General features: G+C 63.2%; 15 protein-coding genes and 1 riboswitch. Of the genes, 9 read left to right on the top strand and 6 right to left on the bottom strand.

Annotated features, from left to right (window positions below):
• Positions 1 to 78: 78 nt before the first annotated feature.
• The 4 genes from V2I08_RS09345 (at position 79) to V2I08_RS09360 (ending at position 4,178) form a co-directional block, all read left to right on the top strand.
• Positions 79 to 870, top strand: a complete 792-nt coding sequence (locus tag V2I08_RS09345; RefSeq protein WP_349634841.1) for a Crp/Fnr family transcriptional regulator — start codon at positions 79 to 81, stop codon at positions 868 to 870.
• On the top strand, positions 867 to 1,058 hold the full coding sequence (locus tag V2I08_RS09350) for an uL15m family ribosomal protein (protein WP_310227512.1): 192 nt from the start codon (positions 867 to 869) through the stop codon (positions 1,056 to 1,058). The genes V2I08_RS09345 and V2I08_RS09350 overlap by 4 nt, the downstream gene beginning before the upstream one ends.
• 155 nt (positions 1,059 to 1,213) lie before the next feature.
• Positions 1,214 to 2,347, top strand: coding sequence for a PHB depolymerase family esterase (locus tag V2I08_RS09355; protein WP_349634842.1), 1,134 nt, complete (start codon positions 1,214 to 1,216; stop codon positions 2,345 to 2,347).
• A 100-nt stretch (positions 2,348 to 2,447) separates the two neighbouring features.
• A complete protein-coding gene (locus V2I08_RS09360; protein ID WP_349634843.1) occupies positions 2,448 to 4,178 on the top strand; it encodes an acyl-CoA dehydrogenase C-terminal domain-containing protein in 1,731 nt (576 codons plus the stop codon).
• Here V2I08_RS09360 and V2I08_RS09365 read toward each other — a convergent pair.
• Positions 4,175 to 4,645, bottom strand: a complete 471-nt coding sequence (locus V2I08_RS09365) for an Lrp/AsnC family transcriptional regulator (protein WP_349634844.1) — start codon at positions 4,643 to 4,645, stop codon at positions 4,175 to 4,177. The two genes, V2I08_RS09360 and V2I08_RS09365, sit on opposite strands and share 4 nt — an antisense overlap.
• 124 nt (positions 4,646 to 4,769) lie before the next feature.
• Between V2I08_RS09365 and alr the strand changes: the two genes are divergently transcribed.
• The 3 genes from alr to V2I08_RS09380 are packed head-to-tail and all read left to right on the top strand — an operon-like array spanning position 4,770 to position 7,516.
• Positions 4,770 to 5,888 (top strand): alanine racemase, encoded by a 1,119-nt coding sequence (alr, locus tag V2I08_RS09370; protein ID WP_349634845.1) that lies wholly within the window; start codon positions 4,770 to 4,772, stop codon positions 5,886 to 5,888.
• Positions 5,889 to 5,891: 3 nt separating this feature from the next.
• Complete coding sequence (locus V2I08_RS09375) at positions 5,892 to 7,148, top strand: D-amino acid dehydrogenase (RefSeq protein WP_349634846.1); 1,257 nt, start codon at positions 5,892 to 5,894, stop codon at positions 7,146 to 7,148.
• A gap of 20 nt (positions 7,149 to 7,168) precedes the next feature.
• A complete protein-coding gene (locus V2I08_RS09380; protein ID WP_349634847.1) occupies positions 7,169 to 7,516 on the top strand; it encodes a RidA family protein in 348 nt (115 codons plus the stop codon).
• 127 nt (positions 7,517 to 7,643) lie between these two features.
• Here the strand turns inward: V2I08_RS09380 and tenA are convergent, their stop codons facing one another.
• On the bottom strand, positions 7,644 to 8,309 hold the full coding sequence (tenA, locus tag V2I08_RS09385; RefSeq protein ID WP_349634848.1) for a thiaminase II: 666 nt from the start codon (positions 8,307 to 8,309) through the stop codon (positions 7,644 to 7,646).
• An 11-nt stretch (positions 8,310 to 8,320) separates the two neighbouring features.
• Positions 8,321 to 10,483, bottom strand: coding sequence for a TonB-dependent receptor (locus tag V2I08_RS09390; RefSeq protein WP_349634849.1), 2,163 nt, complete (start codon positions 10,481 to 10,483; stop codon positions 8,321 to 8,323).
• Positions 10,475 to 10,602, bottom strand: a riboswitch (TPP riboswitch). (Overlaps the previous gene by 9 nt.)
• Before the next feature lie 372 nt (positions 10,603 to 10,974).
• On the opposite strand from V2I08_RS09390, the gene V2I08_RS09395 reads away from it, so the two are divergent.
• Both V2I08_RS09395 and V2I08_RS09400 read left to right on the top strand, forming a co-directional pair.
• Positions 10,975 to 11,550, top strand: coding sequence for a hypothetical protein (locus tag V2I08_RS09395; RefSeq protein ID WP_349634850.1), 576 nt, complete (start codon positions 10,975 to 10,977; stop codon positions 11,548 to 11,550).
• 151 nt (positions 11,551 to 11,701) lie between these two features.
• Positions 11,702 to 13,129: a porin gene (locus V2I08_RS09400; protein ID WP_349634906.1), complete on the top strand. Its 1,428-nt coding sequence runs from the start codon at positions 11,702 to 11,704 to the stop codon at positions 13,127 to 13,129.
• 24 nt (positions 13,130 to 13,153) lie between these two features.
• Here the strand turns inward: V2I08_RS09400 and V2I08_RS09405 are convergent, their stop codons facing one another.
• From V2I08_RS09405 to V2I08_RS09415, 3 genes are all read right to left on the bottom strand, one after another.
• Positions 13,154 to 13,417 carry a hypothetical protein gene (locus V2I08_RS09405; RefSeq protein WP_043153409.1) on the bottom strand — a complete coding sequence of 88 codons (264 nt, stop codon included), beginning with the start codon at positions 13,415 to 13,417 and terminating at the stop codon, positions 13,154 to 13,156.
• A 41-nt stretch (positions 13,418 to 13,458) separates the two neighbouring features.
• Positions 13,459 to 14,145, bottom strand: coding sequence for a DUF4197 domain-containing protein (locus V2I08_RS09410; RefSeq protein WP_349634851.1), 687 nt, complete (start codon positions 14,143 to 14,145; stop codon positions 13,459 to 13,461).
• A 62-nt stretch (positions 14,146 to 14,207) separates the two neighbouring features.
• A complete protein-coding gene (locus V2I08_RS09415) occupies positions 14,208 to 15,293 on the bottom strand; it encodes an NAD(P)-dependent alcohol dehydrogenase (protein ID WP_349634852.1) in 1,086 nt (361 codons plus the stop codon).
• Between the last annotated feature and the right edge of the window lie 2 nt (positions 15,294 to 15,295).

Raw genomic sequence — 15,295 nt, forward strand, 5'->3', positions numbered from 1 at the left:
GACAAATACTAATCTATATCATGACGATTTCGGCCCATCATCTGGATATACTCGCGCGCCGGCCCGTTCATGCCTTCAATGGCGACCGGGGCGAAGGTCGCCGTCTATATGAAGGACAATATCTTGTTCACGGATCGATTTCTGAAGGGGCGGCGGGGCGTCCATCTGGCGTTGGAGGAGCGCGCCATATTGGAAAATGCCATATCCGAGGTCCGCACTATCGACGCGCGCACCACCATCGTCAGTGCCGGTCAAACGCTGTCGAACAGCACATTGTTGATTGATGGCTTCATGTGCCGCTATCTTGATGACAAGGAAGGCATGCGCCAACTCGTCGCCGTTCAGGTGCCAGGCGACTTTGTCGACCTGCATGCCTATCCGCTTAGAACGCTTGATCATGACGTGGCGACATTGACCGCGGCGACGGTTGCGATCGTACCCCACCGGGCGCTGGACGGCATCAACGCAAACAAGCCGGAACTGACCCGCAAATTATGGTTTTCCACCTTGCTCGACGCGGCTATCCATCGCGCTTGGCTTTTCCGCCTCGGCCGGTTGGACGCGGTCGGTCGAGTGGCGCATTTCCTCAGCGAAACAAATGCCCGGCTACAGCCTGTCGGCTTGAGCGACGGCAAACGCTTCGCCTTTGGCGTTACCCAAAACGACATTGCCGAAATATGCGGCATTACCAATGTCCATGCTAATCGCGTCCTGCGCCAGTTGCGGGAGGAGGGTTTATGCGTCTTCCGCTCCTCCCTCGTCGATATTCTCGACGTTAAGGGGCTCGCAAGACGGGGGCAATTCAGCCCCGACTATCTCTATATCGATGCCGGTCCTCAACATTCATCCAATGAAAGCCATTCCTCATGAGCGCTGATCCCCCCATTGCCGGTACGCAGACGCAGCCAGGTATCGCCAGCGCCGAAGATGGACTGGTTCTGCTGGACGGCCCTGATGGTATCGCCGTGACGATGACGGCCCATGCCGCTTCGGAAACCGGCAAAAGCCTGATCGAAGCGGCTCAACGCGCCGAACATTGGCCGGAACCAGATGCATGAATATGTGCTGCATTGCAATATAATTCATAAATTTATCCCTTTTAGCTCATAAAGATAGGGGTAAATGGCTAACCATTATATTGTGCATCGCAGCAACGATATGTGCGGTTCAGGCATTATGGGGTAATGGAGGCCCCTGCCGCGCCGGAGACAATATGATGATGCGTTTAAGTTCCACCATTGCCCAACTCGCCCGTTTTCGAACGATGGCGCATGGTCATTCCGCTGATCCGGTCCCGGATCGGCTGGACGATCTGCTGGCCTTTGGTAGCAATCCCGGTGCCCTGCGCGCCAGAACCTATGTGCCTGCAAATCTCGCCAAAGATGCGGCGCTAGTCGTCGTCCTCCATGGTTGCACCCAGAATGCAGCGGGCTATGATTACGCCGCAGGCTGGTCGGAACTCGCCGACAAACAGGGCTTTGCGCTGCTTTTCCCCGAACAGCAGCGGTCGAACAACCCCAATCTCTGTTTCAACTGGTTCTCGCCCGTCGATTCCCGCCGCGATTCCGGCGAAGCGCTGTCGATCCGCCAGATGATCGACACGATGGTCGCCACCCATGGCATCGACCAAAGCCGCATCTTCGTGACCGGCCTGTCAGCGGGCGGCGCGATGACGTCAATCATGCTCGCCTGTTATCCCGAACTGTTCGCAGGCGGCGCGATCATCGCAGGCCTTCCTTTCGGTTGCGCTGCGTCAGTCAACGACGCCTTCGCCAGGATGCGCGGGGAGGGCTATCCGCCCGACGATCGCCTACCCGAACTGGTCAAGGCCGCGTCCGGCCATCAGGGACCATGGCCGACCATCTCCGTCTGGCAGGGCAGCGCCGACCAGACCGTCGCCCCCTCCAACGCGGACCGCGTCCTCGCCCAATGGCAGGCGCTGCATGGCGTCGATATTATGCCTACCGAGCAAATGATCATCGACGGCAGTCCACGCCGCACCTGGCGCGACAAAAAGGGGAGGGCGGTGATCGAGTCCTATGAGATCGTTGGCATGGGCCATGGCACGCCACTGAACACGGTCGGGCCGGACGGCCATGGCCACGCCGCGCCCTATATGCTGGAAGCCGGCATCTCCTCGACCGGCCAGATCGCACAAGCCTGGGGGCTGATGACCAAGTCCGAGATGCGCCGATCGTCCGCAATGCAAGTCGAACGCCCCCGGCCGATCAGCACACCCCCGCAACCCATGCACGCCAGAAGGCCGACCCCAAGGCCCGCGCATAAAGCGACCGGCGTCAGCGCCATCATCGAAGACGCCCTGCGCAAGGCCGGCTTGATGCGATGATTGTGTAAAGGGCCGCGCCGAAGGCAGTCCATCTGCCGCTTATGGTTGACTGTAACAGGTGTTTGGTATAGTCCTCGACTACGCCAGCAGGAGAGGCCCGATGTACAGCTATGTCCCCCCAATCGACGATTACAGCTTCCTGTTGACGCACGTCCTGCGCTTCGATGAAGCGATGGCCGAAGTCGGCAAGGACGTGGACGCCGATCTCGCCATCACCGTGCTGGAGGAGGCGGGGCGTATGTGCGCCGACCGTCTCTATCCCCTCAACCGCGAAGGCGACGAACAGGGCAGCCGCCTGGTCGAAGGTGCCGTCATCACCCCACCGGGCTTTGCCGACGCCTATCGCGAGTTCGTAGCGGCTGGCTGGCCCGCGCTCGCCGCATCGCCGGACCATGGCGGGCAGGGGCTACCCTTCATCCTCCAACTCTGGCTCGACGAAATGCTGTCGGCCACCAACCTGTCCTTCGGCCTCTTCCCCGGCCTGACGCGCGGCGCGGTGGAAGCGATCATCGCCCATGCCAGCGAAGACCTCAAAGCCGCCTATCTCGCGCCAATGGTCAGCGGCGAATGGACCGGCGCGATGGCACTGACCGAAAGCGGCGCGGGCACCGATCTTGCCCTGCTCAAGACCAAGGCCGTGCCGCTCGGCGATGGCCGCCATGCCGTGACCGGCCAGAAAATCTTCATCTCATCCGGCGACCATGATTTCGGCGGCAATATCATCCACCTCGTCCTAGCGCGCCTCCCCGACGCCCCGCCCGGCGTCAAGGGGATCAGCCTCTTCCTCGTCCCCAAATTCCTGCCCGACACCGATGGCGGCTTCACCATCCGCAACAGCATGTCGGTCGGTGCGCTCGAAAAGAAGATGGGCATTCACGCCCAGCCCACCTGCGTCATGAATTATGACGAAGCGACCGGCTGGCTGGTGGGCGAGCCGCATCGCGGCCTCGCCGCCATGTTCACGATGATGAACGCCGAACGGCTGATGGTCGGCATCCAGGGACTGGGCATTGCCGGCGCCGCCTATGGCCAGGCGGCAAGCTATGCGAAGGAACGGCTCCAGGGCCGCAGCGCCGATGGCAGCCGCAACCCGGTCGCCATCATCGAACATGCCGATGTCCGCCGCATGTTGCTCACCATCCGCGCCTTTGTCGAGGCGGGCCGCGCACTGGCGGGCTGGACCGCGCTCCAGCTCGATCGCGCCCACGCCCATCCCGATGCCGAAGAGCGCGCCAAGGCCGACGCGCTGGTCGCGCTGCTAACCCCGGTGGTCAAGGCGGCCTTCACCGATATGGGCTTTGAAAGCGCGGTGCAGGCGCAACAGGTGTTCGGCGGCCATGGCTACATCCGCGAATGGGGCATGGAACAATATGTCCGCGACGCCCGCATCGCCCAGATTTACGAAGGCACCAACGGCGTGCAGGCGATGGATCTGGTCGCGCGCAAACTGCCCCTGTCCGGCGGCGCGGTGGTCGAGGGCTTTTTTGACCTGATCGCCGCTGATCTCGACGCCACCGACCTGCCGATCGCAACCCGCACCCGCGAGGCGCTTGGCAAATTGGGCGATGTCACCGCCTCCCTGCGCGGCGCATCGGTCGATGCGTCCGGCGCGGCGGCGGTCGACTATCTGCGCCTCTTCGCGCTCGTCGCCATGGGCTGGATGTGGACCCGCATGGCCGCCGCCGCGCAGGACGACACACCGCTCCACAACGCCAAACGGTCCGTCGCCGCCTTCTTCGCGCAACGCATGCTGCCCCAGGCCGACGCCCTGGCCGCCAGCATCATGGCCGGCGAAGCCACGATCATGGCGCTGGAAGCGGACGCTTTCTAACCCGCACCCTTGCCCCGGCGTGGCCGCAACGCATCGCGCATGGCGATGTTGGAATTGATCCGCGTCACGCCGGGCAGGCGCGACAATATCTCGCTGTGGATGCGTTCATAGGCGTCCACGCTGTCCGCCTCGACGCGCAGCCAATAATCGACCGCGCCGGTCATCAAGAAACATTCGCGGATTTCCGGGCATTGCCGCACCGCATGTTCGAACCGGGCGAGATAATCCTCGGTCTGCCGATCCAGCGTCACCTGCACCACGACATTGACCAGCGGACTGTCATCGCGCCCGCCCGCGACGATCGTATAGCCGCGAATGACGCCCTGCGCTTCCAACTGCCGGATGCGCCGATGGCAGGCGGACGCAGACAGGCCGACCTCCGCCGCGATCTCGGCATTGGAGCGGCGCGCATTGAGCTTGAGCAGGCGCAGGATCGCGCGATCGGTCGTATCGAAGGAAATGGCCATATCTACGAATCCATTGCGATAATCGGCTAATATACAGCATGAAATGCAATATTCTTCGATCATTCGCCATCCCATTTCGAAGAAACGTGATCTACAGTGCCGCAAGATGAGAAGGGGAAGCGGCATGGATTTGCAGATGGCGGGCACTTTGCGCATCGACCTTGCCGCACTGGTCGCCAACTACCGGCTGATCGCCGCGCAGGTCGCCCCCGCCAGCGTCGCAGGCGTGGTCAAGGCCAATGCCTATGGCCTCGGCGCAGCCGAAGTATCGCGGGCGCTGCTCGATGCGGGCTGCCGCCATTTCTTCGTCGCCCATCTGTGCGAAGCCACCGCCTTGCGGCCCCATCTGCCGACCAACGCGACTCTCTATGTCCTCAACGGCGTGCAACCCGGCGCAGAGGCGGCTTGCGCGGCGATCGGCGCGCTCCCTGTCCTCAATTCGCTCGAACAGATTGACGGCTGGGCTGCAACGGCCCGCGCCCTGAACCGCACGCTTCCCGCGGTGATCCAGGTCGACAGCGGCATGTCGCGCCTTGGCCTCGCGCCCACCGACCTTGCGGTCTTGCGCGATCAGCCGGATCGGCTGGCAGGCATCGACCTGCGACTGATCATGACCCATCTCGCCTGTGCCGACCATCCCGAAGACAGCTTCAACCCGCATCAGCGCGCCACTTTCGATGCGATTGCCCGCCAATTCCCCGGCGTGCCCCGCTCGATCGACAATTCGGGCGGTGCCATGACGTCGGGCGTCACCCATGGCGACATCGTCCGCGCCGGGATCGCCCTTTATGGCGGCGCCCCCCATGGCCAGCCCAACCCGATGCACGCCGTCGTCGCGCTCGACGCCTATATCGTCCAGCTACGCACCGTCGAAGCCGGGGCAGGGGTCGGCTATGGCCTCACCCATTGCTGCGACCGCACCGCGCGCATCGCCACCGTCTCGGTCGGCTATGCTGATGGCTGGCCACGGCATCTGAGCAACCGGGGCTTTGCCTATATCGGTGGCGTGCGCGCGCCGATCGTCGGCCGCGTCTCGATGGACAGCCTGGCGCTCGACGTCACCGATGTCCCTGACCATCTGCTTTATCCCGCCGCGCCAGTCGAACTCATCGGCCGACACCAGTCGATTGATGATGTCGCCATGCAGGCGGACACGATTTCCTACGAGATTTTGACCCGGCTCGGCCCCCGTTACGCGCGCCGCTATCTGCCCGCGCCCGCCGCCGCCATTCAGGAGCAATAAGCCATGAAGATCGTCATTCTGGGCGGCGGCGTCGTCGGCGTCACTTCCGCCTGGTATCTGTCGCAGGCCGGCCATGAGGTGGTCGTCATCGACCGCCAAAGCGGCGTCGCGCAGGAAACCAGCTTCGCCAATGCCGGCGAAATCTCGCCCGGCTATGCCTCCCCCTGGGCTGCGCCCGGCATCCCGGCCAAGGCGCTACGCTGGCTGTTCATGCAACATGCGCCACTGATCCTGCGCCCCAATGTCGATATGGCGATGATCCGCTGGATGATTGCGATGCTCGGCAATTGCAATGCGGCCGACTATCGCATCAACAAGGGGCGGATGGTGCGCCTCGCCGAATATAGCCGCGACCAGTTGATCGCGCTGCGCGCAGCGACCGGCATCCGCTATGACGAACGCACCCAGGGCACGCTGCAACTGTTCCGCGAACAAAAGCAACTGGACGGCATCGCCAAGGATATCGAGGTGCTGCGCGCCGACAATGTCCCGTTTGAAGTCCTCGACCGCGCCGGTTGCATCGCCGCCGAACCGGGCCTCGCCGCCAGCGCTTCGCCGATCGCGGGCGGGCTTCGTTTGCCCAATGACGAAACCGGCGACTGTTTCAAATTCACCAATGCGCTCGCCGACATGGCCCGCGCGCGCGGCGTCGAATTTCTGATGGGCCGCACCATCCAGGGTCTGGCGCGCGAAGCCGGACGGATCAGCCATGTCGTCACCAATGACGGCCCCGTCACCGGCGATGCATATCTGGTCGCGATGGGCAGCTTCTCGCCGCTGCTCCTCGCCCCGCTCGGCCTGCGTCTGCCCGTCTATCCCGTAAAGGGCTATTCGATCACCGTGCCCATCGTGCGGGAAGACGCCGCGCCTGTCTCGACCCTGCTCGATGAAAGCTACAAGGTCGCGATCACGCGGCTGGGCGATCGTATCCGGGTCGGCGGCATGGCCGAACTATCGGGCTATACCAATGACTTGCCACAGGCGCGGCGCGACACGCTCGACCATAGCGTCGGCACGCTCTTCCCCGGCGCGGGCGATCTCTCGCAGGCCACTTTCTGGAGCGGGCTGCGCCCCATGACCCCCGATTCTACCCCCGTCATCGGCGCGACGCCGCTCGACAATCTGTTCCTCAACACCGGCCATGGCACGCTGGGCTGGACCATGGCCTGCGGGTCGGGCCAGGTGATCGCCGACATTATCGGCGGCCGCCCCCCGGCCATCGAAACCGCGGATCTCGGCCTCGCCCGCTACCGCCGCTGACGTTTCCAAGGAGAATATCCATGACCATTACCCGCATCGAAACCGGCCCGCGCATGAGCGAAGCGGTCATCCATGGCGACACCGTCTATCTCGCGGGCCAGGTCGGCACACCGGGCGAGAGCGTCACCAACCAAACGCAGGAAACGCTCGCCGAAATCGAGCGCTTGCTGGCGCTCGCGGGGAGCAGCAAGGCGAACATTCTGCGCGCCACCATCTGGCTTGCGGACATGGCCGATTTTGCCGAAATGAACGCCGTCTGGGACGCCTGGATCGCCGACGTCGCTGCGCCAACCCGTGCAACCGGCGAGGCGAAACTGGCCGACCCAGGCTATAAGGTCGAAATCATCATCACCGCCGCCCACGGCTGATGGACAGCGCTGTCCGACAAGGGGGCAAAATGTCGCAACCCTTGTCCGCATCGCTGTACGCCTATCGACTGGGGAGGGGGGCATGTTTCGTCCCTCGGTCGTCGGTAAACGCCTTTGTTGAACGGGATCAGATCGGCCAGTTTTCGCGCCGATAGGCCGAATCCCAGAACATCCACTCATAGCGCGTCGCCACCCGGAACGCCTGGGCCATGGCGTCCCGTACCGCTGGACTGGCCGCCTCCGCCGCGGCATCCACCAACGCCCGCACCCGATCCGTTGCTTCGCCAAATTCAGGCGCGGCATAGGTATCGATCCACGGCGCATAGGGGTTAGGGTTGACTGCTTGCGGCCGGATTGCACAGCCCACTTCCCAATAGACCCAGAAGCAGGGCAATATCCCCGCGATCAGTTCCTCATAGGTCCGCGTCGCCGCCAGGCTGGCCAGATAGCCGGTATAGCCCAGGCACGCCGGACTGGGCTCGACTGTCGCCGCCATTTCACCGCTCACGCCGAACTGCGCGAAAAAGGCCTGGTGCAGCCCTTCCTCGACCTGCACCGCCACCTTCGCGCCATCGGAAAATTCCAGCCGCCCGGCCGCACTGGGCGCACGCGCCGCCGCGATCGCCAGCACCCGCGCATATTCGGCAAGGTACAGGCTGTCCTGCAAGATATAGTGCTGGAAACTGGCAGAGGGCAGGGTGCCCGCCGCCAGTTCGGTCAGGAAAGGATGAGCCAAGATGGCTCGCCGCAACGGCGCGACCTCGTCCCATATCTCCGCACAAAAGCCCATCATCTCGTCTCCTGTCAGAACCTGACTGCAGCACTCGCCCCGAACTGGCGACCTGTATTGATCGTGAAACTGTCGAACGGCCCATTGGGACCAAGGCCCAGCAACAGGGGCAATTGCTGTTGGCCAAAGGCGGAGATTGCCCAGCGCTTGTCGAACAGATTTTTCGCCCAGATGTCGAACGTCCAAGCGCCCTGGGTCACGCCGATCCGCCCGTCGACCGATGTATAGCCCGGCGTATGGAGGATATTGTCGATCTCGAAATCCACCCGCGACACATAGGCAATGCTCAGCCGCGCATCGACCAACGCCGGTCCGGCCGGGCCCTGCCAACCGATCCCGCCATTGACCGTCCAGTCGGGCGCATTGGGCGTCCGCTTGCCGCTCATGTCGACAATAGCCGGTTCGCCCGGTTCCGGCGTCGGATTGGGGGTCAGATAGCGACCCGTGCGGCTATGCGTCCAGGCGATCCCACCATCGACGCGGAACCCAGCACCCAGCGCCACATCGCCCGATGCCTCCAGCCCATGGACATCGACCTGCGGCACCGACAGCACCACCGAATTGCCCAGGAACACCGTATTCTGGAAATTGCTGTAATCGGTGGCGAAGCCCGCGATCGATCCACGCACCCGGCCATCGCTGCTCTGTGCCTTGATGCCGACCTCGACCGACTTGGTCGTCTCGCCGGGGAACACCGCCTGCCACACGTCCGTAGCGCCGGGCAGGGGATTGAACCCGCCCGCCTTGAAACCAACCGCGCCGGTCACGTAAGCGGTCAGGTTCGCATTGGGCCGCCATGCGAGCGAAATCTTGGGCTGCCATTTGTCGAACGTCCGCGCCCGCTGCGCGACCAGCGCGCCGCTTGTCGAGCCGACCGTATCTTCCTTGCGCCGGTCGCGGTCATAGCGCAGCGCCGCGGTCAATTCGATCTGCGGCGCGATATCGTAGCTCGCCTGGGCAAAGATACCGATTTGGTTCGATCGCGTCTCGGCACGCAGCGCCTCGGCACCGAACAGCAAGGGCCCGAAATCGTCGGTCCGGTCGCGCTCCAGCCGCTGGAAAAACAGCCCGACATGCCAACGTAGCGGGCCATCGGTCATCGACGTCAGCCGCAGCTCGCTGGTCCATGCGAGAATATCAACAGGTTGAGAGATGGGCTGGATACCATCTGGAAAGAGCGGAATGCCGCCCAAGGTGATCGGCGTGTCATTGCGGAAATCCAGTTCCTCGACAAAATCCTTATGATATTCGTCATAGCCGCCGGTCCAGCTAAGGCTCAGGGTATCGCCCAGAAGTTGCTCATAAGTCGCTTGAATACCCCAATAATTACGGTCGGAACGTCCTTCGAAATCCCCGAACGGATCAGTCAGCGCTTCGCCTGCCAGCCGCCCGCCATACAAGCCAGTCACATTGCCCGACGAGATATAGGCCGCGCCGCCTTCCTCGTCGGCCCAGCTCGCGCGCAGTTTGAGTGTCGCAGTTTCGCTCAGCGCCACTGTTGCTTTTAACCGTAGGTTGCGGCTGATCTGGCCATCGACTTTCTTATCCAGGAAGCTGTTGCGGATGAACCCCTCGCTGTTGCGGTAGGAACCCGCCAGCCGCACTTGCACACGGTCGGACAGGGGCGCATTGACCACGCCATCGGCAGTCCAGCTAAGCCCGTTGCCAATCCCGACCGCTGCCTCGCCACCCCAATCCGGGCCGGGCTCATTCGTCGCCACGGCAATCGCGCCACCCGATGCCGAGCGCCCGAACAGCGCGCCCTGGGGGCCCTTCAATATCTCGACCCGCGCAACATCATAGGTGCGCAGGGTGAACAGTTCGGAGTCTGCCAGCGCCAGCCCATCGACAATATAGGCAATCGAAGGCGACTGGTTGCGATTGGTCGATACGCCGCGCACGGAAATCAGGTTGGTGCCGGGGTCCTGATCATTGACGATGAAAATGCCCGGTGTCGCGGCAATGAAATCATCGATCGTCGTCATCCTGCGAGCGCTGATGGCGGTGGAATCATAAACGGCAACCGTATCGGGCACGGCAATCGCAATTTCCTCGCGCCCGCGAGCGGTGACGATAATGCGATTATCATAGTCACTATCCGCAGCCCATACGACGTCGCTGAGAGCGATAAGGAGGGTGGTCAGACAGACAGACGATATCATGGCGTAACGATGCATAGTCCCTATTCCTCCGCCGGTATGACCCGGATCAGGTTCGCGGGTTTGCAGACGAAGCGCCCCTTGCGCCCGATCCGCCTCTCAGCCCTGACAGCGCCAGGGCACCCCGTAGGTGAATGTGCGCTCGCGCCTAAGTCGGGAAAGCACCAACGTCAAATGCTTCCGTCATGAAAGGGTAACAGATACCTCATGCGACATCGTTAATTGATAATATACATTATGTTAATAAATGAGTCGAGTGGAGAGCCCGCCAAAATACGAACCTGCAGGCGACACCGGACGGCTGGTCGTTTGTCTGGACGGTCCTGTAGACGATCATCTTGCCGCGCCCACCAATAGATCGATCGTCAAGCACGACCGCAACCCGTAGGTCCCGCAGCAAAGTCTCGCCTCTGACACTTTACCAGAGGGCAAAGTGTCACGCATGACAAAGTGCGACTCGATGGAAATTAGGGATTCACAAGGCAGTCGGGCTGTGCTTGATTCACCTTATGTTTCACGCACCCCTTCCCTCCCGCGCAGCCGGCGGCAGCGATGTGTCGCTGCTGCTCGACCAATTGTCGCATTGCTGTTCGCGTCCCCGCTATGCTTTCATGCTGCTGACATTGATCGCGGACGTGGCGCGACCCGATGGTAGCGCCGGACCACTGGTGCGGGTGGACGACAGCCTGGTGTCGTTGCGCGACTGGTTGTGCGATGCGTTGACGCCCATGGGCCATCGAGACCCCCGGCGGATGGCGCTGGTCGAACGTGTCAGGGACGAATTGCGCAAGGAAGAGCGGCTGACCGGCGACGCGGCGGCGGACGAGGCTTTGGTGCAGGATGAAGTGCGTATGCGTGTCCGCACCTCCGGCAAGACGAACCTCAGCCGCGCGGTGTCGGAACTGGTGAAGGCCGGGTTGCTCAAACGCCATTATCAGGGGTTTCGCGTCGATCATTTGAACCGCGGCGCGCAGCGACAGGCGGTCTATACCCTGACCGGACGCGCCCGCGCGCTGGTCAGCGCGCCGCCCCTGGCACGGCGTCCTGCCACCCGGCCACGGCAGGGCGATCTCTTCGCGTCCTGACCTGTGATCGTGCCGCCAGTTATGTGACAATTCCATGTCGCTACTGTCATAAAAACAGATAAGATCTGTCATCAAAGAGTCATTAAACCGCCATAGCTGGCGCCCTTGTCGAACAAGGGACAAGGCTGTGAAACAATCGAGACATATCGGCATGGGTCTGGCGGTCAGCCTGCTGGCGCTGATGCCCCAAGCCGCGCAGGCGCAAACGGTCGAGCAACTGCAAAGCCAGATCGACGAGCTGAAGGCCCAGGTGCAGGCCCTTACCGCCGCTTTGTCCACCCATCAGCCCGCCCCGGCAACCGCGTCCGCCGCCGCGCCGGTCCCGACCAGCCCTGCCCCCGCTCCCGCTCCCGCGCCACAGATGGCGAGCCTTTCAGCACCCAGCCCCGGCCCTGTCGATGCGCAGCCTGCCGAAAAGCCGAAGAAAGGCTGGTATGATCGCCTGTCGCTGCGCGGCTATACCCAGATGCGCTACAACGCCTTCCTGTCCGGCGACGATAGCGCGCCTGCCGGTGTTTCGCGCCTGCGGTCGGTCCATGACAGCGGCATTTCCGACAATGGCGGCTTTACGCTGCGCCGCGTCCGCCTCGTCCTGCAGGGCGATATTTCCGATCGCGTATCGCTTTATCTGCAACCGGACTTCGCGACCGCCGTCAGCAACCAGAGCGGGGGCGAGCGACGGGAGGGTTTCGGCCAGTTGCGCGACGCCTATGCCGACATCTTCCTCGACAAGGCCAAGAGCATCCGGTTGCGGTTCGGCCAGTCGAAGGTGCCCTATGGCTGGGAGAATATGCAATCCTCGTCCAATCGCCTGACGCTCGATCGCAGCGACGCGATCAACAGCGCCGTGCCGGGCGAACGCGACCTGGGCGTCGTGGCCTATTATACGCCGCCATCGGTTCAGAAAATCTGGGACCGGCTGGCCGATGATGGGCAAAAATTGTTCGGCAATTATGGCGCGTTCGGGCTGGGCGTTTTCAACGGGCAGGGCATTAACAAGACCGAGCAGAATAAAGACTTGATGAAGGTGGCCTTTGCGACCTGGCCGTTCGAACTGGATGGTCTGGGCGACCCCTTTGCGGGCCAGGTGTTCGAAATCGGCGGGTCGGCCATGCTCAACACCATCCAGCCCGAAATCCGCAGCGGCGGCGTCAGCGCCCTGTCCTATGACGATAATCGCGCTGGCATCCACGCCATGCTCTATCCCCAGCCGATCGGCATTCAGGCCGAATGGAATTGGGGCCGCGCGCCGCAATATGATCTGGCCAGCCAGTCGATCCGCGCCAGCAAGTTGAATGGCGGCTATGTCCAGATGATGATGCGCCTGCCGACATCGGACAGCTTCGGCCCGCTCATGCCTTATGCGCGGTGGCAACATTATCGCGGCGGCTGGAAAGCCGCGACCAACGCACCGCGTCTGGAGACGGACGAATTCGAGCTGGGCCTGGAATGGCAGCCGTGGAAGGCGCTGGAAATCACCATGGCCTATGCGCGGATGAAGCGTATCGAAGCGGATGAGCGCCGCACGGGTCGCGCCGAAGGCGATTTGATCCGTACCCAGGTCCAGTGGAATTATTGAGGCCCGACGCGCGCTGATCGACCTTTAATGCGCCTCGCTGCGCATCCGCACGACCAGCGCTTCGATCTCATTGGGTTCGAGCAGCCAGGTCCGTGTCTTGCGCCCTTCCCGATGGACGGGATGGGTCAGCAATACCCGCGCCTGCGTCTGGGCGTGGGGCTTATAGAGCGCGAAATGCGTGGCGCAGTCGCGGATCGTGCCGATCAGCGGCGGTTTGCCGTCCAGGTCGATCATCGTCGCGGGCTGGTCCCAGGGGATAGCAGCGACGCCGGGATATTTCTGTTCCATGGGGGCCGGAACACCACGGCGCGCCGCCAAAATCAAGGGGCTTATCGCAGCAGCGCCATCAGGATCGGGTCGCGGGTGGCGGCAGGGTCGCGCCGTATCTCCGCTTCCTCGCGGCCGATGGCGCGAAAGATGGCGTCGCCAATCTGGCCCGACACATTGCCCGCCAGCGCTGCATAATCGCGGCCTCCGGTGGCGGAAAGCGCAGCCGTCAGCATTTCGAACATGTCCGATCGCAGCGCGCGCGACGCGCCGGGCAGCAACGCTTCGACCACCGAACCACGCGCTTCGCGCGCCAAAAGGTCCGTCGCCGCCGTCGGCCCGCCACGCAGGACGGATACGGCATCGGCCAGGGTCATGCGCTGCACCGCATCCATCACGATCGGCGCGGCATTGTCGGCCAGGTCGACGGCGACATCGTTGAGCGCCATGCCGACCCGGTCGCGCACCGCGCGCGTGCGCAGCAGCGCCGACAGCACCGCCCCGCCCCGGTCCCCACCCAGATCAGGCGGCGTGATGCGGGTAAGTTGATCGTCATAAAAACCGCCCGGTTCGGTCAGGCGGGCAAAGGCGCGCTGGCTCGACAATTGGAGCAGGCGGCGCACCGCTTCCTCCACGGTGTAGCGCCCCATGGGTGTCGCGCAGGCGGCAAGCGGCAGCAGCGCGATTGTCGCAATCAGGCTGCGCCTGTCACAAAGGCCGGTCGGCGCTGTCCCCAATTTGTCCACCATGATGCGTCTCCCTGTTGCTGGGCTGACGCTATGACCCGAACCGCCTTGCCGGTCGCTGAACGTCAGGGGTGATCCATCACCACCACTGGTTTGACGACGGCCCCGCTTTCCGAAGCGGCGAAGGCGGCCGGAAGGTCGTCAAAGGCATAGCGCTGGATCAGTTTTTCCAGCGGCAACCGGCCGTCGCGATAATAGCCGATCAGTCGGGGAATGAAGCGCTGCGGATCGATGCCGCCCTCGACCACGCCGACGATCCGCCGCCCCATGCTCATGATTGCTGAGGGATCGATGGCGCAGCCGCCGGGCGGATAGGCACCGACCAATGCAAGCGTTCCGCGCTGCGCCAGCTTCTCCACGGCTGGGCCAAGCAAGGCCGGGACGCCGGTTGTATCGGCAATATGATCGAACACGCCGTCAACGGCACCGAGGTCATTGCCGGTTTCTGTCGCGCCCAACGTACGGGCGAGGTCCAGGCGCCTTGCATGGCGGTCAATCACAACTATCCGTCCCGCTCCAGCTATCACCGCCGCCATGACGGCCGACAGGCCGACGGCCCCAGCCCCCAGGATCGCGATCGACTGGCTAGGCGCAACGTTCAGGGTTTCCAGCACCGTTCCCGCGCCAGTCTGGATCCCGCAGCCCAAAGGCGCAAGGATATCGAGCGGCAGGTCCGGGGCGATCCGCACCACATTGTCGCGATGCGCAAACGCATGGGTCGCAAAGGCCGACTGGCCGAAGATGTTGCCGCCGATCCGCTGATCGCCGCGCCAGATGCCGCCTTCGCCTTCCTGCGTGACCCCCATGAAATTGCGCGGCACGAACTCGACACAATAGCCCGGTTGATGGTCATGGCAGGCACCACAGGCGCCGCAGCTATGGAAGCTGAGCAGCACATGGTCGCCGACTGCCACATGGTCGATAGCGGATCCAACCGCATCGACCACGCCCGCTCCTTCATGCCCCAATATGACCGGGAAGGGCGTGGGCAATGCGCCATCGCGCATCACCATGTCGGTGTGGCAGATGCCGCAGGCGTGGAGCCGAACGCGGATCTGGTCGGGACCGGGCGGGTCCATGGCCAGCGTTTCGAAGTGGAAGGGACCACCGGCTGTTTCCACCACGGCGGCCCTGATCGCGATCGGCCCCATGA

It is taken from the genome of Sphingobium sp. MK2 (assembly GCF_040170545.1).
Classification (GTDB): domain Bacteria; phylum Pseudomonadota; class Alphaproteobacteria; order Sphingomonadales; family Sphingomonadaceae; genus Sphingobium.

Coding starts and splice junctions, on each gene's coding strand:
- V2I08_RS09345 (WP_349634841.1), top strand. CDS start 79: ATGGCGACCGGGGCGAAGGTCGCCGTCTATATGAAGGACAATATCTTG.
- V2I08_RS09350 (WP_310227512.1), top strand. CDS start 867: ATGAGCGCTGATCCCCCCATTGCCGGTACGCAGACGCAGCCAGGTATC.
- V2I08_RS09355 (WP_349634842.1), top strand. CDS start 1,214: ATGATGATGCGTTTAAGTTCCACCATTGCCCAACTCGCCCGTTTTCGA.
- V2I08_RS09360 (WP_349634843.1), top strand. CDS start 2,448: ATGTACAGCTATGTCCCCCCAATCGACGATTACAGCTTCCTGTTGACG.
- V2I08_RS09365 (WP_349634844.1), bottom strand. CDS start 4,645: ATGGCCATTTCCTTCGATACGACCGATCGCGCGATCCTGCGCCTGCTC.
- alr (WP_349634845.1), top strand. CDS start 4,770: ATGGATTTGCAGATGGCGGGCACTTTGCGCATCGACCTTGCCGCACTG.
- V2I08_RS09375 (WP_349634846.1), top strand. CDS start 5,892: ATGAAGATCGTCATTCTGGGCGGCGGCGTCGTCGGCGTCACTTCCGCC.
- V2I08_RS09380 (WP_349634847.1), top strand. CDS start 7,169: ATGACCATTACCCGCATCGAAACCGGCCCGCGCATGAGCGAAGCGGTC.
- tenA (WP_349634848.1), bottom strand. CDS start 8,309: ATGATGGGCTTTTGTGCGGAGATATGGGACGAGGTCGCGCCGTTGCGG.
- V2I08_RS09390 (WP_349634849.1), bottom strand. CDS start 10,483: ATGCATCGTTACGCCATGATATCGTCTGTCTGTCTGACCACCCTCCTT.
- V2I08_RS09395 (WP_349634850.1), top strand. CDS start 10,975: ATGTTTCACGCACCCCTTCCCTCCCGCGCAGCCGGCGGCAGCGATGTG.
- V2I08_RS09400 (WP_349634906.1), top strand. CDS start 11,702: ATGGGTCTGGCGGTCAGCCTGCTGGCGCTGATGCCCCAAGCCGCGCAG.
- V2I08_RS09405 (WP_043153409.1), bottom strand. CDS start 13,417: ATGGAACAGAAATATCCCGGCGTCGCTGCTATCCCCTGGGACCAGCCC.
- V2I08_RS09410 (WP_349634851.1), bottom strand. CDS start 14,145: ATGGTGGACAAATTGGGGACAGCGCCGACCGGCCTTTGTGACAGGCGC.
- V2I08_RS09415 (WP_349634852.1), bottom strand. CDS start 15,293: ATGGGGCCGATCGCGATCAGGGCCGCCGTGGTGGAAACAGCCGGTGGT.